Raw genomic sequence first — 18,330 nt, forward strand, 5'->3', positions numbered from 1 at the left:
CTCGAATAATATTTAAATATTTAAAAATAAATTTTTATTCGATTTTACTGTCCATAGTTACTTCTTTTTTATAGGTAATTTTAATGTTCGTTGAGGGTAATTCTAATATTCGTTAGTCAATCACATTGTCCAGGTTTTAGTGATGGGCATAATAGCTCACCTACCCACTGATTAAATAATTGCTTATCAATATAACCGGAATGCTCTAACGGAGCAATTAATCTCTCAGGGTTTAATTCCCCGAAGCTCTGCTTCGTGATATCATAAGAAACAACTAAAACTTTTTTAGATACCTCGTAGCTCTGCTGCGAGGAGCATCATTTACTAAAAAATTACAAAAAACTTAAAAAATGTTATTTTTTAGTTGTATATGATATTGAAATGCGTTATTATTTCCACTAATAATTGTATATTGAAATAATTATAAATATATAAAATAACCAAGGAGAATAGAATGGCTAGAAAAAATGATATAATACAAAAAATCGATAGTTTTATAGGAAAGAAAATCTATTCCTTAAGGCTAGCAAAAGGATTATCTCGTCAACAACTTGCAGAAGTAATTGACGTTACCCATCAGCAATTACAAAAATATGAAAGAGCGATTAATAGAATTTCCGTAGGAAGACTTGTATTAATTGCTGAAGCATTAGATAGAAACATTGATTATTTCTTTGAAGGATTAGAAGAGGCAAATAAGCCACAACCTGTGCATACTCAACATCAACGTATGTGTATTGAAGTTTCAAGAAATTTCATGAAAATTCAAAGTACAGATGAGCAACAAGCTGTTAATAATCTAGTAAAATGTTTAGCTGGAAAAGATAAATTAAAAACTAGTACTATAATGGACTAATGGTATGGACCTCCTGATATAGAGAATGAAAAGCAGTTGCTAATCTTCTAGGGTTAATATTTAACATATTAAAACAACAATTAAGGAGGTCCATATGGAGGTTACTACAATTGGTATAGATATTGCAAAAAGAATTTTTCAAATTCATGGTGTAGATAAAAATGGCAAGACAGTATTAAAGAAAAAATTGATGAGAGATCAGGTTTTGACATTTATGGCTAATTTACCACAATGTTTAGTAGGGATGGAAGCTTGTGGTGGTTCTAGTTATTGGGCAAGAGAAATAACTAAATTAGGGCATGAAGTAAAACTAATGGCACCGCAATTTGTCAAACCATATGTTAAAACTAATAAAAATGATCAAGCAGATGCTGAAGCGATATGTGAAGCCGTGACAAGACCTAATATGAGATTTGTTGCAATTAAAACTATAGAGCAACAAGAAATTTTATCAATACATAGGGTAAGAGAGAGATTGGTAAAAAATCGTACAGCACTTGCTAATGAAATTAGGGGGCTACTACATGAGTTTGGTTTTATTGTTCCTCAAGGCATTAATAAGGTTATCACAAAATTAATTGAGATTTTAGATGCAGGGAAATTAAGCCAGTTAAGTTATCAAACATTTAGTGAACTAAAAGAAGAATTCTTAGATAATAACAGAAAAATAAAAGAGATAGAAAAACGATTAACAATGATAGCAAGTAACCTAACTCAATATCAACGATTAAGAGCTATACCTGGTCTTGGTTTAATTACTGCTACTGCTTTAATAGCATCAATAGGTAATGCTACAAGTTTTGAGAATGGCAGGCAATTATCGGCATGGCTAGGATTAGTGCCAAGACAACATTCAAGTGGTGGGAAGGATAAGCTGCTGGGAATTAGCAAGCGAGGTGATGTATACTTACGCACTTTATTAATTCAAGGGGCTAGAGCTGTACTAAATGCCAAGATAAGATTTACATCGGAAGAACAGAAATCTAAAAAAGATTTTAGCCAATTTACGAAATGGATGTTTAATTTATCTGAGCGAAGTAGCCATAATAAAACGACAGTTGCCATAGCTAATAAGTTGGCAAGAGTGGTGTTTGCTGTACTAAGATCAGGAGATGATTATGTAGAGAGTAAAGTTTGTAGCTAAAGAGTGTGTAGCATAGCACTTATAAGTAAAATAAATGGTGATTTATATAATGAATAGGTAAAAGCAAAACAATATGTAAGAGATTCCAACCCGAAATATGCTTGAGATAATTAATATTGATGGTAAATAAGACAAACCTTAGCTTACAAAAAAACTGCGTTTTTCAGTGGCTCTTTTAGAAGCCGATGGACTGATAAGTATATAGTTTGTAAGCCAGCGAATTCCATCAGGGCTGTAGAATAAATTAGGTTGATTTATCAGCTATAAGCCGGATACATGACTGCATTTGTTTGTTTTTATTATTGATGTTATTTTTTTCTTGCATTCTACAGGAGGTCCATACATGAAAAAATTGGACCAAAAAATGAAGGAGTGTGTTTCCGCAATAGGTTAGAATAAATAGCAATAAACTTAGGAGGAAAGATGAAGAAAAATAAAGTAAAAATTTTCAGTGCTTCAGAAAAAACGGGGATAGTATTAGAAATGATGCTCCTCGCAGCAGAGCTACGAGGTATCTAAAAAAGTTTTAGTTGTTTCTTATGATATCACGAAGCAGAGCTTCGGGGAATTAAACCCTGAGAGATTAATAAAAGAGGAGTCGACACTTGGTCAGTTAGCTTCAAAATATGCAATGAGTCTTTTGCAATGATTGTGTAAATTTTTGTTGAGCCTATATTAGAAGTAATTAAAAATATAGGTAACAGAAATGCAAATAGAGAAGAATAAAAAAATAAATGAAGCAATAGATTTGCTGATAGAAGGCGGAGTAGATTTAAAAACAGTACTAAGTCAGAATGGATTAATCTCTCAGGGTTTAATTCCCCGAAGCTCTGCTTCGTGATATCATAAGAAACAACTAAAACTTTTTTAGATACCTCGTAGCTCTGCTGCGAGGAGCATCATTTAAGGAATTAACCAAGGGTATTTTAGAACGAGCACTGCATGCTGAGATGTCAGAACATTTAGGTTATAGCAAGTATGATAGAGCTGAAACTGAGAATGCGAGGAATGGTAGTTTTAGTAAGAATCTGATTAGTGAGAATGGTACTATAGAGATAAATGTTCCAAGAGACAGACAAGGTAAATTTGAACCTATAATAGTCTCAAAGAAACAAACAAGAATAGATGGCTTAGACCAAAAGATAATATCCTTATATGCGAAGGGTATGAGTGTGTCTGATATTAAAACACAATTGCAAGAATTATATGGAGCTGAGATCAGTGAGAGCCTAATCAGCAGGATTACAGATGAAGTAATAGATGAGGTCAAGATTTGGCAGAGTAGACCTCTTGAATCAGTATACCCTATAGTATATTTTGACTGTTTAGTAGTGAAAGTAAGACAAGATAAACTTATTATTAATAAATCAGTATATGTAGCTTTAGGAATAGATTTATCTGGCAGAAAGGATATTTTAGGCTTATGGATAAGTGAGAATGAAGGAGCTAAATTTTGGCTTGGTAATTTTACTGAAATGAAGAATCGAGGAGTAAAAGATATCTTAATTGCTTGTAGTGATAATCTAACTGGTATGTCTGATGCTATTGCATCAGTATATCCGAAAACTGAACATCAAATCTGTATTGTCCATCAGATCAGGAATAGCCTCAAATATGTATCATATAAAGATAGAAAGCAATTAGCAGCGGATTTGAAACTAATCTATACTTCTGCTACTGAAAAAGAAGCAGAATTAGCTCTTGAGTCATTTGATCAAAAATGGAGTAAGCAATATCCGCATATAGCTAAATCTTGGTATAATAATTGGGATAATTTGATAATTTTCTTGCAATATCCAAAGGAGATTCGTAAGATTATTTACACTACAAATGCGATAGAATCGCTGAATAGCCAATTGAAAAAAGTTACTAAGAATAAACGCATCTTTCCAAATGATGACGCAGTATTTAAGGTTTTATATCTGACAATTGATTATATTACCAAAAAATGGTCTATGCCTATCCCCAATTGGAATGAAGCTATGGCTCATTTTATGATCAAATTTGATGGTAGGATTTAATGGCTCACGAAATTTACACAATTGATGAAACAGCGCCTATGCAATAAGTGTTAAACTGAAGTTTTGACAAAATCCTTTCCATAAGGAGAAATGTATTCCAATTTTTTTATACTTTTTTAGTAATAACAAAATTTATTGTCCCAAATTTGGGAGAAAAACCCCGCACTTGCAGTGCGTCGTTTTAACATATAGAATGAAGAGATGCAGTATTACAAGAAGCTAAGCCACACAGTTTACGATTGCACTTATCATATAGTATGGGTGACTAAATATCGCTATAATATATTGGTTGGTGATATTGGTAGGAGAGTCAAGGACCTAATCCAAGAGATCTGTAAGAATAATGGTGTAGAGATATTAAGAGGGAAGATAGCTTCAAATCACGTACATATCTATGTATCTGTGCCATCTTATCAAAGTATTAGTAAGGGGGTACAGTATCTAAAAGGAAAGAGTGCAAGGAAGATTCAGCATGAATTTCCAGAATTACGGCAACAGTATTGGGGTAAACACTTATGGGCTGTTGGATATTTTGTCAGAACCACAGGCAATGTGACTGACAAAATGATTAAGGATTATATTGATAAACATGAATCGAGAGATGATAAGTTTGGAAACTTTCAAGTTGAAAACTAGCTATAGCTAAGGCATTTATGCCGTAATCTTAAGCCCTGCATTTACAATGCAGGGTGATTAACTTATTCATCAAACCTTTGTCTATAGTATTCATATACTTCTTTACCACTAATTTTATCTTTTTGTTGACCAGAAACACATAACCATAAATCTCTGTTATATTTCCTATTTCCTGATGCATCTATAGCTAACGCGACTAGAATTATTCCTTAGAATAATGTAAGATAATGATTTTAACTACGGTAGAGATGAAAGCATACAGTCAGGATTTAAGAGATAGGGTAATCAGTCTTCACAAAACCTCTAAATATAGAATAAAAGCAATATCAGACTTATTACCTGAATTCTGGATTAGCTAATTTTGAGATATAGCAGGTTTGTTAGGTTTCATACAGTATGCAATTAGGGCGGATAAGATATGTACAAAGGCATTCCAAATTGATCTATGTCTTGTATGTTCGATCTCGAAAGCACCCTTCAGCACACTAAATACTGTTTCGATAATTGAGCGTTTGCGTAATAATATTTTTTCCAATAATGGCATAAGTTTATTCTTCATTTTCTTCTTTATGCCAGTTACTAACTTGATTCCTTTGCTGTATAGATCATCAAAGAGCTCCTGTTTGATATAACCCTTATCGCCAAACAATAATCCCGTGATATGTTTGGTGATTATCGAAACCGGCGCTCTATCATCTACATTACCAGGCGTTAGTTTTAGACCTTGAATCTCACCTTTTTCGTTAATAACCAAATGTAATTTTAGACCAAAAAACCAACTTTTTGTTGTTTTACCCAAAGCAGCAATACCGGCAAAGACTTTATTACGAGAGATTCTTTTTCGATGACAAACCTCTAAAGATGTGGCGTCAATATAAGAAACTCCCGTAGATTGAGCTGCCTGCATATACCATTCAAGTAATAAAACTAAATAACTCAGAACTCTTGGTTTTAGAGCTATAAAACGAGTATATGATGGAAGAGTTACAAAGTCTGATTTATATAATTGTAGATAGGACATATAAAAATATTTAAAGTTTTTACAAGGTGATTGATGGTATAAAAGCACTATTGTTAACAGCTCAGAATAGCTTATTTCAGGCTTTCTTGTAGGGTTTTTATTAATCTCTCAGGGTTTAATTCCCCGAAGCTCTGCTTCGTGATATACTACTTGAATGGAAGAAAGCAGTTATATACATAAGAGTCATAATGTCACAGTACGAATATATCATTTAGTAACGCCGGCAAAGTATAGAAGAGTAATATTCAATCAAGAACTAGATGATTATTTGTGTAAAATTTGTGAGCACATAGAAGATCGTTATGAAATTAGATTTTTAGAAATAGGAGTAGATAAAGATCACGTACATGGAAAGTTCTATAATTAATTAAGCCAGATATAATCAATTTTTAATCTCTCAGGGTTTAATTCCCCGAAGCTCTGCTTCGTGATATCATAAGAAACAACTAAAACTTTTTTAGATACCTCGTAGCTCTGCTGCGAGGAGCATCATTTAAATATAGATATATCATGGCTCATTTAACGATAGATGAAAGATTTAAAATATACGAAATGAATAAGAGTGGTTATAGCTCGCGATATATAGGGACAAAGATTGGCCGTGATAAAAGCACTATATGTTATGAACTCAAGAGAATGAGGCATAATTATAGACCAGATAGGGCTAACACACTTGCTTGCAGTTTAAGGCAAGGTAAGAGAAAAAGAAAATTAGATATTGATAATAATTTACGAGCAGAAATAATAAAGCAGTTAACACAGGGTATTTCACCAGATATAATTTCAGGTAGACGTAAACTATCACGAGATACTGTCAATATTTCTACAGAGAGTATATACCAGTTTATTTATACATCTCCTATAGCACAAAGGCAAAAATTATATTTATCTTTAGCAAGAAAAAGGAAAAATAGGTTGCATCATGGTACAAGAATCAGAAACAAAAGAATTACAATACCAAATCGAGTTTCCATTACTGAAAGACCAGAGATAAATAGAAAGATAGCAGCAATAGGTCATTTAGAAGGTGATTTAACTTTTAACAAAGGTAATCAAAGTCGTAATATAGGCGCTCTTGTGGATATCAGAACACAAAAAGTGTTTCTCACTTTAAACCGTTCAAAAAGAACACAAGATGTGATTGGTAACATGAATAAAAAACTTAAACAATTGTCGCATATAATCAAAAGCATAACGTTAGATAATGGCAAAGAATTTACCAATCATGAACAACTATTGCCAAAATCTGAACGAAAAGTATATTTTTGCAATCCTTATTCTCCATGGCAAAAACCATTGATAGAGAAGATTAACTCAATGGTGCACAGAGTATACTCTAAATCTTTAGATATAAAAAAATTAACAATAAAGCAATTACAAGAAATTGAGGATTTTTTAAATAATTTACCAAGAAAAGTGCTCGGTTATAAAACACCCAATGAGGTATGGGAAGAAAATATAAATCTGGCTTAATTAATACTGGAATTTACCCATTTTTTATTACAGTCAATGCCAATGTATAGCCCAACAAAAATAACTCAAATCATAAAAAGTATTACTTCTAAGAAAATGTTTGAGAAATATCCAAATCTTAAAGAAAAATTATGGGGAAGTGAGTTTTGGAGTAAAGGATATTTTATGAGCACAGTAGGTAAACATGGTGATGAGCAGAAATTACGTAATTATGTACAGAATCAAGGTTCAGGCAAACCTTCTTATAAAGCATTTCAACAAAAACAGTTAAAGCTTTTTGGATAGATACCTCGTAGCTCTGCTGCGAGGTATCTAAAAAAGTTTTAGTTGTTTCTTATGATATCACGAAGCAGAGCTTCGGGGAATTAAACCCTGAGAGATTAAAAATATAGGTAACAGAAATGCAAATAGAGAAGAATAAAAAAATAAATGAAGCAATAGATTTGCTGATAGAAGGTGGAGTAGATTTAAAAACAGTACTAAGTCAGAATGGATTAATTAAGGAATTAACCAAGGGTATTTTAGAGCGAGCACTGCATGCTGAGATGTCAGAACATTTAGGTTATAGCAAGTATGATAGAGCTGAAACTGAGAATGCGAGGTTTTAGTAAGAATCTGATTAGTGAGAATGGTACTATAGAGCTAAATGTTCCAAGAGACAGACAAGGTAAATTTGAACCTATAATAGTCTCAAAGAAACAAACAAGAATAGATGGCTTAGACCAAAAGATAATATCCTTATATGCGAAGGGTATGAGTGTGTCTGATATTAAAACACAATTGCAAGAATTATATGGAGCTGAGATCAGTGAGAGCCTAATCAGCAGGATTACAGATGAAGTAATAGATGAGGTCAAGATTTGGCAGAGTAGACCTCTTGAATCAGTATACCCTATAGTATATTTTGACTGTTTAGTAGTGAAAGTAAGACAAGATAAACTTATTAATGATGCTCCTCGCAGCAGAGCTACGAGGTATCTAAAAAAGTTTTAGTTGTTTCTTATGATATCACGAAGCAGAGCTTCGGGGAATTAAACCCTGAGAGATTAATAAATCAGTATATGTAGCTTTAGGAATAGATTTATCTGGCAGAAAGGATATTTTAGGCTTATGGATAAGTGAGAATGAAGGAGCTAAATTTTGGCTTGGTAATTTTACTGAAATGAAGAATCGAGGAGTAAAAGATATCTTAATTGCTTGTAGGGCTCTGTCTCATCAATTGTGTAAATTTCGTGAACCATTAAATTCTACCATCAAATTTGATCATAAAATGAGCCATAGCTTCATTCCAATTGGGGATAGGCATAGACCATTTTTTGGTAATATAATCAATTGTCAGATATAAAACCTTAAATACTGCGTCATCATTTGGAAAGATGCGTTTATTCTTAGTAACTTTTCTCAATTGGCTATTCAGCGATTCTATCGCATTTGTAGTGTAAATAATCTTACGAATCTCCTTTGGATATTGCAAGAAAATTATCAAATTATCCCAATTATTATACCAAGATTTAGCTATATGCGGATATTGCTTACTCCATTTTTGATCAAATGACTCAAGAGCTAATTCTGCTTCTTTTTCAGTAGCAGAAGTATAGATTAGTTTCAAATCCGCTGCTAATTGCTTTCTATCTTTATATGATACATATTTGAGGCTATTCCTGATCTGGTGGACAATACAAATTTGATGTTCAGTTTTCGGATATACTGATGCAATAGCATCAGACATACCAGTTAGATTATCACTACAAGCAATTAAGATATCTTTTACTCCTCGATTCTTCATTTCAGTAAAATGACCAAGCCAAAATTTAGCTCCTTCATTCTCACTTATCCATAAGCCTAAAATATCCTTTCTGCCAGATAAATCTATTCCTAAAGCTACATATACTGATTTATTAATAATAAGTTTATCTTGTCTCACTTTCACTACTAAACAGTCAAAATATACTATAGGGTATACTGATTCAAGAGGTCTACTCTGCCAAATCTTGACCTCATCTATTACTTCATCTGTAATCCTGCTGATTAGGCTCTCACTGATCTCAGCTCCATATAATTCTTGCAATTGTGGGTAAATTCCAGTATTAATTAAGCCAGATTTATATTTTCTTCCCATACCTCATTGGGTGTTTTATAACCGAGCACTTTTCTTGGTAAATTATTTAAAAAATCCTCAATTTCTTGTAATTGCTTTATTGTTAATTTTTTTATATCTAAAGATTTAGAGTATACTCTGTGCACCATTGAGTTAATCTTCTCTATCAATGGTTTTTGCCATGGAGAATAAGGATTGCAAAAATATACTTTTCGTTCAGATTTTGGCAATAGTTGTTCATGATTGGTAAATTCTTTGCCATTATCTAACGTTATGCTTTTGATTATATGCGACAATTGTTTAAGTTTTTTATTCATGTTACCAATCACATCTTGTGTTCTTTTTGAACGGTTTAAAGTGAGAAACACTTTTTGTGTTCTGATATCCACAAGAGCGCCTATATTACGACTTTGATTACCTTTGTTAAAAGTTAAATCACCTTCTAAATGACCTATTGCTGCTATCTTTCTATTTATCTCTGGTCTTTCAGTAATGGAAACTCGATTTGGTATTGTAATTCTTTTGTTTCTGATTCTTGTACCATGATGCAACCTATTTTTCCTTTTTCTTGCTAAAGATAAATATAATTTTTGCCTTTGTGCTATAGGAGATGTATAAATAAACTGGTATATACTCTCTGTAGAAATATTGACAGTATCTCGTGATAGTTTACGTCTACCTGAAATTATATCTGGTGAAATACCCTGTGTTAACTGCTTTATTATTTCTGCTCGTAAATTATTATCAATATCTAATTTTCTTTTTCTCTTACCTTGCCTTAAACTGCAAGCAAGTGTGTTAGCCCTATCTGGTCTATAATTATGCCTCATTCTCTTGAGTTCATAACATATAGTGCTTTTATCACGGCCAATCTTTGTCCCTATATATCGCGAGCTATAACCACTCTTATTCATTTCGTATATTTTAAATCTTTCATCTATCGTTAAATGAGCCATGATATATCTATATTTAAATGATGCTCCTCGCAGCAGAGCTACGAGGTATCTAAAAAAGTTTTAGTTGTTTCTTATGATATCACGAAGCAGAGCTTCGGGGAATTAAACCCTGAGAGATTAAAAATTGATTATATCTGGCTTAATTAATTATAGAACTTTCCGTGTTTTAATATCAGACACACTCATACCCTTCGCATATAAAGGATATTATCTTTTGGTCTAAGCCATCTATTCTTGTTTGTTTCTTTGAGACTATTATAGGTTCAAATTTACCTTGTCTGTCTCTTGGAACATTTATCTCTATAGTACCATTCTCACTAATCAGATTCTTACTAAAACTACCATTCCTCGCATTCTCAGTTTCAGCTCTATCATACTTGCTATAACCTAAATGTTCTGACATCTCAGCATGCAGTGCTCGCTCTAAAATACCCTTGGTTAATTCCTTAATTAATCCATTCTGACTTAGTACTGTTTTTAAATCTACTCCGCCTTCTATCAGCAAATCTATTGCTTCATTTATTTTTTTATTCTTCTCTATTTGCATTTCTGTTACCTATATTTTTAATTACTTCTAATATAGGCTCAACAAAAATTTACACAATCATTGCAAAAGACTCGCTTGTAGTGATAATCTAACTGGTATGTCTGATGCTATTGCATCAGTATATCCGAAAACTGAACATCAAATTTGTATTGTCCAGCAGATCAGGAATAGCCTCAAATATGTATCATATAAAGATAGAAAGCAATTAGCAGCGGATTTGAAACTAATCTATACTTCTGCTACTGAAAAAGAAGCAGAATTAGCTCTTGAGTCATTTGATCAAAAATGGAGTAAGCAATATCCGCATATAGCTAAATCTTGGTATAATAATTGGGATAATTTGATAATTTTCTTGCAATATCCAAAGGAGATTCGTAAGATTATTTACACTACAAATGCGATAGAATCGCTGAATAGCCAATTGAGAAAAGTTACTAAGAATAAACGCATCTTTCCAAATGATGACGCAGTATTTAAGGTTTTATATCTGACAATTGATTATATTACCAAAAAATGGTCTATGCCTATCCCCAATTGGAATGAAGCTATGGCTCATTTTATGATCAAATTTGATGGTAGAATTTAATGGTTCACGAAATTTACACAATTGATGAGACAGAGCCAAAACTTCAGATGTAAGGACCTTAGTGAAATAAGCTATATTTCGGTAATAAACCATCTTCGGCAAGCCCTAAAGCAATCTGCCCACTAGTTAGTTAGTACCCAAGCATTAAGCGTGCCAATGCAAATAATAGAAGCAATAACGGAAATCACAATCAGTATAAGGAGCTTTGGAGATAATAAGAATTTATCAAACCTATGACCATCCTATTGGTGCATTCGATTGGATTCGAACCAACGACCTTTGCCTTCGGAGGGCAATACTCTATCCAGCTGAGCTACGAATGCATATTTATGTGTAGAAGTCAAGATTTGATCTTACAGACACTATAAATTTCGCACCTGATTGTCAGTTAAATTTTGACTGTCAGATACATATTCAAGATACAAGGGCTCTGTTTCATCTCTACCATCAAATTGGCGCTGTTTCCATCAATTGTGTAATGGTAATATAATCAATTGTCAGATATAAAACCTTAAATACTGCGTCATCATTTGGAAAGATGCGTTTATTCTTAGTAACTTTTCTCAATTGGCTATTCAGCGATTCTATCGCATTTGTAGTGTAAATAATCTTACGAATCTCCTTTGGATATTGCAAGAAAATTATCAAATTATCCCAATTATTATACAAAGATACAATTATATTTTAAAGTTCTAAAAAACCTTTCTATTACTATATTATCAATACTTCTACCTTTGCCATTCATTGAAATTTGGATATCATGCTCCTTGAGAACGCCAATTTAGGATAAGAGCAGTTGTTCTGGAGCTAAAGCATCAAGTTTTATACGAGATTGAGTGATAGCATAAGAAGTAACACAAGCTAGAATATGCACCAAGAAATTAACAGGAGATCTATGCCTTGTATGCTCTAGGTTCGAGTCTTTTGCAATGATTGTGTAAATTTTTGTTGAGCCTATATTAGAAGTAATTAAAAATATAGGTAACAGAAATACAAATAGAGAAGAATAAAAAAATAAATGAAGCAATAGATTTGCTGATAAAAGGCGGAGTAGATTTAAAAACAGTACTAAGTCAGAATGGATTAATCTCTGTTGGGTTAAATTCCCCGTGGCTTGCCACGATTATTTGAATCAAAGCAGGACGGTCCGCAGGAAAATTTGCCGTAAATACCCCGTAGGCTTGCCTCGGGGATAGGCAAATTTAGTTCTGCGAATTTATTAAATCAGTATATGTAGCTTTAGGAATAGATTTATCTGGCAGAAAGGATATTTTAGGCTTATGGATAAGTGAGAATGAAGGAGCTAAATTTTGGCTTGGTAATTTTACTGAAATGAAGAATCGAGGAGTAAAAGATATCTTAATTGCTTGTAGTGATAATCTAACTGGTATGTCTGATGCTATTGCATCAGTATATCCGAAAACTGAACATCAAATTTGTATTGTCCAGCAGATCAGGAATAGCCTCAAATATGTATCATATAAAGATAGAAAGCAATTAGCAGCGGATTTGAAACTAATCTATACTTCTGCTACTGAAAAAGAAGCAGAATTAGCTCTTGAGTCATTTGATCAAAAATGGAGTAAGCAATATCCGCATATAGCTAAATCTTGGTATAATAATTGGGATAATTTGATAATTTTCTTGCAATATCCAAAGGAGATTCGTAAGATTATTTACACTACAAATGCGATAGAATCGCTGAATAGCCAATTGAGAAAAGTTACTAAGAATAAACGCATCTTTCCAAATGATGACGCAGTATTTAAGGTTTTATATCTGACAATTGATTATATTACCAAAAAATGGTCTATGCCTATCCCCAATTGAAATGGAGCTATGGCTCATTTTATGATCAAATTTGATGGTAGAATTTAATGGTTCACGAAATTTACACAATTGATGAGACAGAGCCAAAACTTCAGATGTAAGGACCTTAGTGAAATAAGCTATATTTCGGTAATAAACCATCTTCGGCAAGCCCTAAAGCAATCTGCCCACTAGTTAGTTAGTACCCAAGCATTAAGCGTGCCAATGCAAATAATAGAAGCAATAACGGAAATCACAATCAGTATAAGGAGCTTTGGAGATAATAAGAATTTATCAAACCTATGACCATCCTATTGGTGCATTCGATTGGATTCGAACCAACGACCTTTGCCTTCGGAGGGCAATACTCTATCCAGCTGAGCTACGAATGCATATTTATGTGTAGAAGTCAAGATTTGATCTTACAGACACTATAAATTTCGCACCTGATTGTCAGTTAAATTTTGACTGTCAGATACATATTCAAGATACAAGGGCTCTGTTTCATCTCTACCATCAAATTGGCGCTGTTTCCATCAATTGTGTAATGGTAATATAATCAATTGTCAGATATAAAACCTTAAATACTGCGTCATCATTTGGAAAGATGCGTTTATTCTTAGTAACTTTTCTCAATTGGCTATTCAGCGATTCTATCGCATTTGTAGTGTAAATAATCTTACGAATCTCCTTTGGATATTGCAAGAAAATTATCAAATTATCCCAATTATTATACAAAGATACAATTATATTTTAAAGTTCTAAAAAACCTTTCTATTACTATATTATCAATACTTCTACCTTTGCCATTCATTGAAATTTGGATATCATGCTCCTTGAGAACGCCAATTTAGGATAAGAGCAGTTGTTCTGGAGCTAAAGCATCAAGTTTTATACGAGATTGAGTGATAGCATAAGAAGTAACACAAGCTAGAATATGCACCAAGAAATTAACAGGAGATCTATGCCTTGTATGCTCTAGGTTCGAGTCTTTTGCAATGATTGTGTAAATTTTTGTTGAGCCTATATTAGAAGTAATTAAAAATATAGGTAACAGAAATACAAATAGAGAAGAATAAAAAAATAAATGAAGCAATAGATTTGCTGATAAAAGGCGGAGTAGATTTAAAAACAGTACTAAGTCAGAATGGATTAATCTCTGTTGGGTTAAATTCCCCGTGGCTTGCCACGATTATTTGAATCAAAGCAGGACGGTCCGCAGGAAAATTTGCCGTAAATACCCCGTAGGCTTGCCTCGGGGATAGGCAAATTTAGTTCTGCGAATTTATTAAATCAGTATATGTAGCTTTAGGAATAGATTTATCTGGCAGAAAGGATATTTTAGGCTTATGGATAAGTGAGAATGAAGGAGCTAAATTTTGGCTTGGTAATTTTACTGAAATGAAGAATCGAGGAGTAAAAGATATCTTAATTGCTTGTAGTGATAATCTAACTGGTATGTCTGATGCTATTGCATCAGTATATCCGAAAACTGAACATCAAATTTGTATTGTCCAGCAGATCAGGAATAGCCTCAAATATGTATCATATAAAGATAGAAAGCAATTAGCAGCGGATTTGAAACTAATCTATACTTCTGCTACTGAAAAAGAAGCAGAATTAGCTCTTGAGTCATTTGATCAAAAATGGAGTAAGCAATATCCGCATATAGCTAAATCTTGGTATAATAATTGGGATAATTTGATAATTTTCTTGCAATATCCAAAGGAGATTCGTAAGATTATTTACACTACAAATGCGATAGAATCGCTGAATAGCCAATTGAGAAAAGTTACTAAGAATAAACGCATCTTTCCAAATGATGACGCAGTATTTAAGGTTTTATATCTGACAATTGATTATATTACCAAAAAATGGTCTATGCCTATCCCCAATTGAAATGGAGCTATGGCTCATTTTATGATCAAATTTGATGGTAGAATTTAATGGTTCACGAAATTTACACAATTGATGAGACAGAGCCAAAAAATGGTCTATGCCTATCCCCAATTGGAATGAAGCTATGGCTCATTTTATGATCAAATTTGATGGTAGAATTTAATGGTTCACGAAATTTACACAATTGATGAGACAGAGCCTTTAGTATATTAAATACTGATTCAATTAATGATCGTTTACGTAACATAGCTTTATCTGTAATAGTTGAGATTATATCTTACATTTAGTAAAATAAATTAATTATTAAATGGAGATAAAGAATGAACTTAAATCAAAAAATAATAAAACCAAAATTAGGTTTACTTGAATTAGCTAAGAGCCTTGGTAGTATATCATCAGCATGTAAAGCGATGGGATATAGTAGAGATAGTTATTACAGATTTAAAGAACTGTATGAAACTGGTGGCGAAGAAGCGTTGTATGAAATTAGTCGAAGAAAGCCAATAATAGCGAATAGAGTTGATCCTGCTGTAGAGAAAGCAGTACTAGATATGGCAATAGAATATCCAGCATATGGTCAGCTAAGAGTATCAAATGAGCTTAAAAAAACTGGTGTACTTGTATCACCTGGGGGAGTAAGATCAATTTGGTTACGTAATGATTTAAACAACATCAGTAAAAGACTTAAAGCATTAGAAGCAAAAATGGCTCAAGATGGTATTGTGCTTACTGAGGCACAATTACAAGTGCTAGAGAAGCGTCGTAATGAAAAAGAAGCTCATGGAGAAATTGAGACACAGCATCCAGGGTATCTAGGATGCCAAGATACATATTATGTAGGCAACTTTAAGGGTATAGGTAAGGTTTATTCTCAGGTATTTATTGATAGCTACAGCAGAGTAGCTGATGTTAAACTATATACTGATAAAACAGCTTTAACTGCTGCTGATATGCTTAATGACCGAGTGTTACCATGGTATGAGACTCAAGGGATACCAATACTTCGTATTCTTACAGATCGTGGGTCAGAATATAAGGGGAATATAGAGCATCATGCTTTTGAATTATTTCTAAGTATCGAAGGTATAGAGCATACTACTACTAAAGCATATTCTCCTCAAACAAACGGTATGTGTGAGCGTTTTAATAAAACAATGAAACAAGAATTCTTTGATACAGCTATGCGGAAAAAGATTTATACAAATCTTGATGACCTACAATTAGATCTTGATATCTGGCTAGAGTATTTCAATAATGAAAGACCTCATTCTGGTAAATATTGTTATGGTAAAACTCCTATGCAAACTTTTAAGGATAGTAAGAAATTAGCTGTTGAAAAGAATAATGAAATCTTGTATCTTGAATATGTATCTGACAGTCAAAATTTAACTGACAATCAGGTACGAAATTTATAGTGTCTGTAAGATCAAATCTTGACTTCTACACTCTACAAGCCTTATAGATAATATGGTTTTAAGACAAGAAGTAATACAACAATCCGTAAGAAAATGATAAAATATGGTCATAAACCTTATGGATTTCAGTCAATGCCAATAGACAACATTATCAAATCGCAAGAACAAGGGAAACTGTTTGGTTATAAATTAAAAGAAGAATTAAACCCAAATAATAAGCTATATAAATTAAGAGAATTAATAAATTGGTCTAGGCTCGAAGAGTGGTTATCAAAAAATGTTTGTATTAAGAAATTTGGTAGAAATAGAAAATGTCATAGAGTGATGCTTGGCATAACGATGCTACAAGCAATGTATAATTTTTCAGATTCATTATCAGAGGAAGAGCTAAAAGAGAATATGTATTGGCAGTATTTCTGCGGGTGGGAATATATAGAAAAAGACATAGCTATCTCGGAAACTAGTATACGACGGTTTCGTAGTGTATTAGGTGAAGCTGGATATAATGAGATATTATCGGAGTTGATCAGGGTTGGGATAAAAACTAACACAATTAAAAAAAAAGATTTGGAATTAATCATCGCTGATACGACTGTACAAATTAAGAATATCAAACACCCACACGATGTTTATTTAATGGATAAAGCTAGGCTTAGCATAGTAAAGCTTTGCAACAGTTTGGGTATACATTTGAATGAAACATACGCTAGAACCTATAAACGCGATATAGTAAAGCTATGGAAATATAAAGAACATAGTAAAGCCAAGAAGCGTTGGAAAATAATGAAGCATTTAAAAATATTACTGGGTCGTTTGATTAGAGTATGTGAGCGTGAGATCAAAAATAAGCAATTAAACTTGTCTCTCAAAAATCAAGAAGTATTGCAAAAAATAAAACAAATACATAACCAATCTGTTTTAAAAAGAGAAGCTAAAAAGCAATATAAAGAAGATAACAAAGTATTATATAGTTTTCATGCCCCTGAAGTAGAGTGTATAGGAAAGGGAAAACGCAACAAGCCATATGAGTTTGGCAATAAAGTAGCGGTAGTAGTAAGTGGTCGTAGAAATTTTGTTTTATCCGCAAAATCGTTTCATAATAATCCTTATGATGGTCATACATTGCATCAGAGCTTTGAAGCAGTAGAGAGTGTCACTGGAATCAAGATAAAGAAATCATTTGTTGATCTTGGGTATAGTGGTAGCAATGTAAAGGAGAAGAGTAAGGTATATACCCCAAAAACGCGGAAGAAGTTGTTACAAGAGGACAAGTCTATGATCAAGAGACGCAGTGCCATAGAACCAATAATAGGTCACTTAAAGCAATATGGTCGGATGGGTAGAAACTTCTTGAAAGGTATGATAGGAGATATTATCAATCCAATAATCTCTGCTATTGGTTTGAATTTACGATGCATTGCAAATCATTTACAAATCGTGTCTAACTCCACATAAATCAAAAATATCATCATGCAAAAACTAGATGAACGATAAAAAATCGTTAACAATAGCTCCATATCAAAATTAGACCAACACAGAAATGTATCAGTAAAAATTAACATAACTTATTAATTTTTATTGAAAATCTTAGCAATTTGTTGTCAAAACTCTATCCCATTACAAATGATCAGGATTTGAAGTGTTTTTGGCGGATAGACTAAATAATTCTTCATATCCTTGCGAATATTAGTTATCATTCTTAAATTTCTAGAATAGAGTTTAAACCATAACTCTTTACAAATATATGCTTTATCACCAAATACCTTACCTGTTATCTTCTGAGTTATAGATTCAAGAACAGATAAATCAGCTCTATTTGCTTTTGTTATTTTAACAGCTATAATCTCTGCTTTATGATGCTCCTCGCAG

At 32.8% G+C, this 18,330-nt stretch carries 11 protein-coding genes, 2 tRNA genes and 11 pseudogenes; 15 read left to right on the forward strand and 9 right to left on the reverse strand.

All coding sequences use genetic code 11. The features are described 5' to 3' along the window. Positions 1 to 454 precede the first annotated feature (454 nt). The 6 genes and pseudogenes from AAHI98_RS12530 (at position 455) to AAHI98_RS12555 (ending at position 5,016) form a co-directional block, all read left to right on the forward strand. Entirely contained in the window at positions 455 to 856 is a 402-nt protein-coding gene (locus tag AAHI98_RS12530) for a helix-turn-helix domain-containing protein (RefSeq protein ID WP_342226005.1), read from the forward strand. 94 nt (positions 857 to 950) lie between these two features. Further along, complete coding sequence (locus AAHI98_RS12535; RefSeq protein WP_342224642.1) at positions 951 to 2,000, forward strand: IS110 family RNA-guided transposase; 1,050 nt, start codon at positions 951 to 953, stop codon at positions 1,998 to 2,000. 706 nt (positions 2,001 to 2,706) lie between these two features. Further along, entirely contained in the window at positions 2,707 to 2,841 is a 135-nt protein-coding gene (locus AAHI98_RS12540) for a hypothetical protein (RefSeq protein ID WP_342224770.1), read from the forward strand. Between the two features lie 64 nt (positions 2,842 to 2,905). Continuing rightward, positions 2,906 to 4,021: pseudogene (locus AAHI98_RS12545) on the forward strand (IS256 family transposase); the annotation flags it as partial. A gap of 201 nt (positions 4,022 to 4,222) precedes the next feature. Next, positions 4,223 to 4,657 (forward strand): IS200/IS605 family transposase, encoded by a 435-nt coding sequence (tnpA, locus tag AAHI98_RS12550; RefSeq protein ID WP_342226006.1) that lies wholly within the window; start codon positions 4,223 to 4,225, stop codon positions 4,655 to 4,657. Positions 4,658 to 4,884: 227 nt separating this feature from the next. Then, complete coding sequence (locus tag AAHI98_RS12555) at positions 4,885 to 5,016, forward strand: hypothetical protein (RefSeq protein ID WP_342226007.1); 132 nt, start codon at positions 4,885 to 4,887, stop codon at positions 5,014 to 5,016. On the opposite strand, the pseudogene AAHI98_RS12560 reads toward AAHI98_RS12555, so the two are convergent. Further along, positions 5,013 to 5,780: pseudogene (locus tag AAHI98_RS12560) on the reverse strand (IS982 family transposase); the annotation flags it as partial. The gene AAHI98_RS12555 and the pseudogene AAHI98_RS12560 overlap by 4 nt on opposite strands. A 52-nt stretch (positions 5,781 to 5,832) precedes the next feature. Between AAHI98_RS12560 and AAHI98_RS12565 the strand changes: the two are divergent. From AAHI98_RS12565 to AAHI98_RS12585, 4 genes and pseudogenes are all read left to right on the forward strand, one after another. Then, a pseudogene (locus AAHI98_RS12565) lies at positions 5,833 to 6,027 on the forward strand (transposase); the annotation flags it as partial. A gap of 161 nt (positions 6,028 to 6,188) precedes the next feature. Further along, positions 6,189 to 7,151 carry an IS30 family transposase gene (locus AAHI98_RS12570; protein ID WP_342224646.1) on the forward strand — a complete coding sequence of 321 codons (963 nt, stop codon included), beginning with the start codon at positions 6,189 to 6,191 and terminating at the stop codon, positions 7,149 to 7,151. A gap of 6 nt (positions 7,152 to 7,157) precedes the next feature. Next, entirely contained in the window at positions 7,158 to 7,436 is a 279-nt protein-coding gene (tnpA, locus tag AAHI98_RS12575) for an IS200/IS605 family transposase (RefSeq protein WP_342226213.1), read from the forward strand. Between the two features lie 116 nt (positions 7,437 to 7,552). After that, positions 7,553 to 8,352 (forward strand): annotated as a pseudogene (locus AAHI98_RS12585) (transposase); the annotation flags it as partial. 39 nt (positions 8,353 to 8,391) lie between these two features. Here the strand turns inward: AAHI98_RS12585 and AAHI98_RS12595 are convergent. The 3 genes and pseudogenes from AAHI98_RS12595 to AAHI98_RS12605 all read right to left on the reverse strand — a co-directional run. Beyond that, positions 8,392 to 9,213: pseudogene (locus AAHI98_RS12595) on the reverse strand (IS256 family transposase); the annotation flags it as partial. 29 nt (positions 9,214 to 9,242) lie between these two features. After that, on the reverse strand, positions 9,243 to 10,205 hold the full coding sequence (locus AAHI98_RS12600; protein WP_342224646.1) for an IS30 family transposase: 963 nt from the start codon (positions 10,203 to 10,205) through the stop codon (positions 9,243 to 9,245). Between the two features lie 159 nt (positions 10,206 to 10,364). Then, a pseudogene (locus AAHI98_RS12605) lies at positions 10,365 to 10,746 on the reverse strand (transposase); the annotation flags it as partial. Positions 10,747 to 10,813: 67 nt separating this feature from the next. Here AAHI98_RS12605 and AAHI98_RS12610 point away from each other — a divergent pair. Further along, positions 10,814 to 11,338 (forward strand): annotated as a pseudogene (locus AAHI98_RS12610) (IS256 family transposase); the annotation flags it as partial. Between the two features lie 246 nt (positions 11,339 to 11,584). On the opposite strand, the gene AAHI98_RS12615 reads toward AAHI98_RS12610, so the two are convergent. Both AAHI98_RS12615 and AAHI98_RS12620 read right to left on the reverse strand, forming a co-directional pair. Then, positions 11,585 to 11,661: transfer RNA gene (locus tag AAHI98_RS12615), tRNA-Arg, on the reverse strand. Positions 11,662 to 11,818: 157 nt separating this feature from the next. After that, positions 11,819 to 12,016, reverse strand: a pseudogene (locus AAHI98_RS12620) (transposase); the annotation flags it as partial. A gap of 543 nt (positions 12,017 to 12,559) precedes the next feature. On the opposite strand from AAHI98_RS12620, the pseudogene AAHI98_RS12625 reads away from it, so the two are divergent. Then, a pseudogene (locus tag AAHI98_RS12625) lies at positions 12,560 to 13,168 on the forward strand (IS256 family transposase); the annotation flags it as partial. Between the two features lie 294 nt (positions 13,169 to 13,462). Here the strand turns inward: AAHI98_RS12625 and AAHI98_RS12630 are convergent. Beyond that, positions 13,463 to 13,539, reverse strand: a tRNA-Arg gene (locus tag AAHI98_RS12630). A gap of 157 nt (positions 13,540 to 13,696) precedes the next feature. Beyond that, positions 13,697 to 13,894, reverse strand: a pseudogene (locus tag AAHI98_RS12635) (transposase); the annotation flags it as partial. A 543-nt stretch (positions 13,895 to 14,437) separates the two neighbouring features. On the opposite strand from AAHI98_RS12635, the pseudogene AAHI98_RS12640 reads away from it, so the two are divergent. From AAHI98_RS12640 to AAHI98_RS12650, 3 genes and pseudogenes are all read left to right on the forward strand, one after another. Then, positions 14,438 to 15,046, forward strand: a pseudogene (locus AAHI98_RS12640) (IS256 family transposase); the annotation flags it as partial. A 320-nt stretch (positions 15,047 to 15,366) separates the two neighbouring features. Continuing rightward, a complete protein-coding gene (locus AAHI98_RS12645) occupies positions 15,367 to 16,461 on the forward strand; it encodes an IS481 family transposase (RefSeq protein WP_342225236.1) in 1,095 nt (364 codons plus the stop codon). 93 nt (positions 16,462 to 16,554) lie between these two features. After that, the gene (locus AAHI98_RS12650; RefSeq protein WP_342224717.1) at positions 16,555 to 17,916 is read left to right on the forward strand and encodes an IS5 family transposase; all 1,362 of its coding nucleotides are present in this window, start codon (positions 16,555 to 16,557) and stop codon (positions 17,914 to 17,916) included. 146 nt (positions 17,917 to 18,062) lie between these two features. On the opposite strand, the gene AAHI98_RS18250 is transcribed toward AAHI98_RS12650, so the two are convergent. Then, positions 18,063 to 18,305 (reverse strand): transposase, encoded by a 243-nt coding sequence (locus AAHI98_RS18250; RefSeq protein WP_410526258.1) that lies wholly within the window; start codon positions 18,303 to 18,305, stop codon positions 18,063 to 18,065. Positions 18,306 to 18,330: the final 25 nt, after the last annotated feature.

It is taken from the genome of Rickettsia endosymbiont of Urophora cardui (assembly GCF_964030725.1).
In the GTDB taxonomy this organism is placed as follows: Bacteria; Pseudomonadota; Alphaproteobacteria; order Rickettsiales; family Rickettsiaceae; genus Rickettsia.

Excerpts from the sequence above, each read along its gene's own strand:
- AAHI98_RS12645 (WP_342225236.1), top strand. The coding sequence starts at position 15,367 with ATGAACTTAAATCAAAAAATAATAAAACCAAAATTAGGTTTACTTGAA.
- AAHI98_RS12530 (WP_342226005.1), top strand. The coding sequence starts at position 455 with ATGGCTAGAAAAAATGATATAATACAAAAAATCGATAGTTTTATAGGA.
- AAHI98_RS12600 (WP_342224646.1), bottom strand. The coding sequence starts at position 10,205 with ATGGCTCATTTAACGATAGATGAAAGATTTAAAATATACGAAATGAAT.
- tnpA (WP_342226006.1), top strand. The coding sequence starts at position 4,223 with ATGCAGTATTACAAGAAGCTAAGCCACACAGTTTACGATTGCACTTAT.
- AAHI98_RS12540 (WP_342224770.1), top strand. The coding sequence starts at position 2,707 with ATGCAAATAGAGAAGAATAAAAAAATAAATGAAGCAATAGATTTGCTG.
- AAHI98_RS12555 (WP_342226007.1), top strand. The coding sequence starts at position 4,885 with ATGATTTTAACTACGGTAGAGATGAAAGCATACAGTCAGGATTTAAGA.
- AAHI98_RS12535 (WP_342224642.1), top strand. The coding sequence starts at position 951 with ATGGAGGTTACTACAATTGGTATAGATATTGCAAAAAGAATTTTTCAA.
- AAHI98_RS12570 (WP_342224646.1), top strand. The coding sequence starts at position 6,189 with ATGGCTCATTTAACGATAGATGAAAGATTTAAAATATACGAAATGAAT.
- AAHI98_RS12650 (WP_342224717.1), top strand. The coding sequence starts at position 16,555 with ATGATAAAATATGGTCATAAACCTTATGGATTTCAGTCAATGCCAATA.